General features: G+C 45.5%; 5 protein-coding genes. 4 read left to right on the top strand and 1 reads right to left on the bottom strand.

All coding sequences use genetic code 11. The features are described from left to right. Positions 1-583 precede the first annotated feature (583 nt). Complete coding sequence (locus ACYVJM_RS31905; RefSeq protein WP_461152172.1) at positions 584-949, bottom strand: winged helix-turn-helix transcriptional regulator; 366 nt, start codon at positions 947-949, stop codon at positions 584-586. A gap of 110 nt (positions 950-1,059) precedes the next feature. On the opposite strand from ACYVJM_RS31905, the gene ACYVJM_RS31900 reads away from it, so the two are divergent. The 4 genes from ACYVJM_RS31900 (at position 1,060) to ACYVJM_RS31885 (ending at position 2,896) form a co-directional block, all read left to right on the top strand. Further along, the gene (locus ACYVJM_RS31900) at positions 1,060-1,458 is read left to right on the top strand and encodes a DoxX family protein (protein WP_461152171.1); all 399 of its coding nucleotides are present in this window, start codon (positions 1,060-1,062) and stop codon (positions 1,456-1,458) included. A 300-nt stretch (positions 1,459-1,758) separates the two neighbouring features. Continuing rightward, complete coding sequence (locus tag ACYVJM_RS31895) at positions 1,759-1,941, top strand: hypothetical protein (protein ID WP_297374668.1); 183 nt, start codon at positions 1,759-1,761, stop codon at positions 1,939-1,941. Beyond that, positions 1,938-2,390 carry a type II toxin-antitoxin system VapC family toxin gene (locus ACYVJM_RS31890; protein WP_461152170.1) on the top strand — a complete coding sequence of 151 codons (453 nt, stop codon included), beginning with the start codon at positions 1,938-1,940 and terminating at the stop codon, positions 2,388-2,390. Before ACYVJM_RS31895 ends, ACYVJM_RS31890 begins: the two co-directional genes overlap by 4 nt. A gap of 212 nt (positions 2,391-2,602) precedes the next feature. Beyond that, positions 2,603-2,896: a putative quinol monooxygenase gene (locus ACYVJM_RS31885; protein WP_460979938.1), complete on the top strand. Its 294-nt coding sequence runs from the start codon at positions 2,603-2,605 to the stop codon at positions 2,894-2,896. Positions 2,897-3,566 lie beyond the last annotated feature (670 nt).

The following is a 3,566-nucleotide window of genomic DNA, read 5'->3' as shown; positions in this document are numbered from 1 at the left end:
ACTTTTCTGGGCTTTGGCGTGCTTTTTCTCAACTAAGCAGGGTAGACAATGGTAGAAAATCTCATTCGCCAATTCAGCCGCTGAAAAATCGATGTTGGAAGCAGAGTTGTGCAACAGCCACGCTCCTTAGTGAGACGAAGAAACGTTCATAAATAGGTTCACGTCTTAGACGACGGAGTATTCATGTAGCTGTTCTTTAAAATGGGCGTTTATTGAGTTGCCACTATAGGGAAGTTCAAAAAGAAAGGACGACAGGCACTCTATTATTCATTGCGCAAACTCTTGACCCGATTCAGCAGGGCGGCTTTCACGCTCGGGAGGCTGACCGGGAGTAAGGTGATCGCTAAGGCTCCCCCACTGGCAGCTACAAATACCCACCCACCTAGGGTAGTGCTGCGGAAAAATAAGGTAGCACCCAATCGCCATAAAAAGGTGGTCAGACCTGCGCCAAAGCATATAACGCGGAGCTAAAATTGACCAAAAAGACGCAAGATCGGCATCCCTGTCGCCCTACAGGTGCTGAACTAGCAATGGAAGCAGATACCCACCAGGCTCATCGGTCCGCTGGGGTTAACGGTAACCATCACCTAGGTTGCTCATCGATGGCTAGAACCCGCTGGCGGTGCTGGAGGCCCCACTGATACAAGGCCTGGATGACTGGCTCCAGCGTCTGGACATACTCCGTAGTGGTATACTCCACCAAGACAGGTAACTGGTCGTAGACCGTCCGTTTTACCAACTTATGCTCCTCTAAGTCCTTCAGCTCTTTGGCCAGCACCTTCGAAGAAATGTTTGGAATGCTCCGTTCGATTTCCCGAAATCGCTTATGGCCATACGTCAGGGAAATGAAAATGAGAATCTTCCATTTTCCACTAATGACGTCCAGCGCATCCCGAACTGGTAACATGCGCGACAAATAATCTTCCTGAGTAGGGGTCGGCTGACTCATCCTGGTTACCTTAAGGTTACTGGTTACTTTTAGGTTACTGCTAACTTTTGGTTAGCAAGCTTACCTACTTTTGACTTGCCAAACAAAGGCAGACTCAAAAAGATACAACGATGAAACGAGACAAGAGGATCTACTGGATCACGACTGGTCTGGCCATGCTGATGGGGGCCACCCCCGCCCTGTTCTATTTTACCAATGCCTATATGATTGACTCGTTCCGCCATTTAGGATTCCCAGACTATTTTCGGATTGAACTAGGCATCGGCAAACTATTGGGAGCGCTGCTGCTGCTGATTCCGGCGGTTCCCCGCCAGGTGAAAGAATGGGCGTACGTCGCCTTTGGCGTTACGTTTATTTCCGGGGCCATTGCGCACGGGCTGGTTGACGGCATCGCCAAAGGCGTGGGACCAATTCTTCCCCTGCTGTTGCTGATTACCTCTTACTATTACTTCCACAAACGGGACGATGCCAAACAAGAGACAAACCCCTTAGCCGTTCATCATCGGTAAAACCGGAGAGGGCTCTAGGTGAGCGCCTTTCAGAACAGAAGGAGATCGATTAGAAGGATTCGTTGCAGGTCGATACACCCTTTTGTTTCATCTCACATAAGGCTCCCAAGTGAGACGAAGTGGGTTTAAAGGACGAGTATTTATAGAAACTGATTTGGCCAACACTATTACAGAGTCTGCCCTGTTCCTGAGCAACAGCTAGCATGTATTAGGCTCAGCTTTCATCAACCGGTTTTGATACTAAACAACTGAGAGGTATTAGCCCCAACTTTTGTTAATTTTGTAAACATCGATCAAGCTATGGCAACGACTAACATAAAATCAAAAGCTAGGAGGCCCCTCAAGGTGAAGCTACTAAACGCATCAGGTCAGGTGATCGAAGGCCTGATTCCATCGGGTCATCTGTCAACCGAAGACCCTGGACTAGCTATTGCCAATGAGTTGGGTAAACATAAACACCTTGATCCCACGCCCATTCCTTGATTACAGTTACTAAGCCTGCCCTTTTGTGTGATACGGGCTTGCTGAGCCGTGTTTTCCTGGCTAAATCACCCTTCTTGGAAGCGTATCAAACAGCTATTGAGGAGTTTCAGGAAACCATTAGCACGGCGGTGTTCATTGAGTTACAACATTGGTTACTCATCCAACGGGGCCTAGCCATGCCCATTAGCCGGGCCGAGTATGACCGGCATCGAAAGCGGTTGGACAATTACATCGTTTTGAACAGTGATGGCGTTAGTGAGCAAGCCTTAGAGGTAGCCCGCCGGTGGCCAGATACCGGTGTGGGGGATGCTTATACGATTAGTACGGCCTTAGTCTTTGACGTGCCGGTCTTTACCCTTAATCCAAAGCATTTCGAGCGTGTGAAGGGGATTACCCTATACAGGCCCGATAATTATCAGGAGCTACTTCTAAGTACAAAGCGTACTTGATTAACCTAACTGCGGCTATCCAATTTTCTCTGGTTGCCCCTTTCACTTCTTAGGCAAAAGTTTAAAAGCGAAATTGTCTATTTAAATGGGCGTTTTAAGTGGCACAATCTATTCTCACTATCACGTGTCTTAAATTAATCTTAAAAAGTATAACCAAAGTCGTACGTTTGTCAAATATCATACCTATTACAAACTTTTAGACTCATTTTATCATGGAAAAACTTTCATTACTGGCCCGTGTTCAAGCAAAACCTGGCCAAGAAGCTACGGTCGAGAACTTTCTGAAAGAAGCCCTGGCCCTAGCTCAACAGGAACAGGGTACCCTTCGTTGGTATGCCTTCAAGATCAATGAGAATACGTTTGGTATTTTCGACACCTTTGCTAGCGAAGAGGGTCGACAAGCCCACCTGAGCGGTGAAATTGCGAAAGCGTTGCTGGCTAATGCTGATACTCTACTGAGTATGCCCCCTGTGATAGAACAGCTTGAATTACTTGCCGTTAAATAACAGATATAACAGGGTAGTGACTTTCATACTTTGGGTAGTAAAAGATGAAAGTCACTACCCTGTTACAAATCAAGCGACTTTTATTTTACTCTCAAAATACGCTGGTATTCAGTTTACTGCCTGACGAATAAATGCTCATTTATCCATTGTAATTTGATCAAACAAATGTAGTTTTAGAATAGCTTTTCTGATCTACTCGTGGATAAGCTTTTCTTTCTCCTCGGTCTATACAGTATAGGCCGGGGTTCTTCATATGCGACTGATTGTTTGAGAGATTAACAACTACTGTCTTACGAAAACGCTCCTACCTGATACGATAGAGTGTCAATTGTGTGGGCGTTTAAAAAAACTATACCGTGAGGGCTTAGCAATTACTTGGCCCCCAAACTCTTCTCTTCTAAAAGATAAATTCACTGAAAAGCGCCTAAATTAGCTGTATAACAAAACTGAAGTTTTGTTATACTTTTCGTCCAAGTGAACATAGTGCCACTTATACAATAGATTCAGTTGTTTTCTAAGGCCTTATCAATAGCAGCTATGAGCCGATTATCAAGCATGGCTTTATTTGTTTGGGAATTAGACGATAAACCTGTGTAAATATCCTCAATAACACCCGTTGAGGAAATAACGAAATGACTGGGGTACCCCTCAACAGCTAAAGCAGAAATAA

The organism is Spirosoma pulveris (genome assembly GCF_054781875.1).
This window is presented reverse-complemented; position numbering and strand designations above follow the sequence as displayed.

Excerpts from the sequence above, each read along its gene's own strand:
- ACYVJM_RS31885 (WP_460979938.1), top strand. The coding sequence starts at position 2,603 with ATGGAAAAACTTTCATTACTGGCCCGTGTTCAAGCAAAACCTGGCCAA.
- ACYVJM_RS31900 (WP_461152171.1), top strand. The coding sequence starts at position 1,060 with ATGAAACGAGACAAGAGGATCTACTGGATCACGACTGGTCTGGCCATG.
- ACYVJM_RS31895 (WP_297374668.1), top strand. The coding sequence starts at position 1,759 with ATGGCAACGACTAACATAAAATCAAAAGCTAGGAGGCCCCTCAAGGTG.
- ACYVJM_RS31905 (WP_461152172.1), bottom strand. The coding sequence starts at position 949 with ATGAGTCAGCCGACCCCTACTCAGGAAGATTATTTGTCGCGCATGTTA.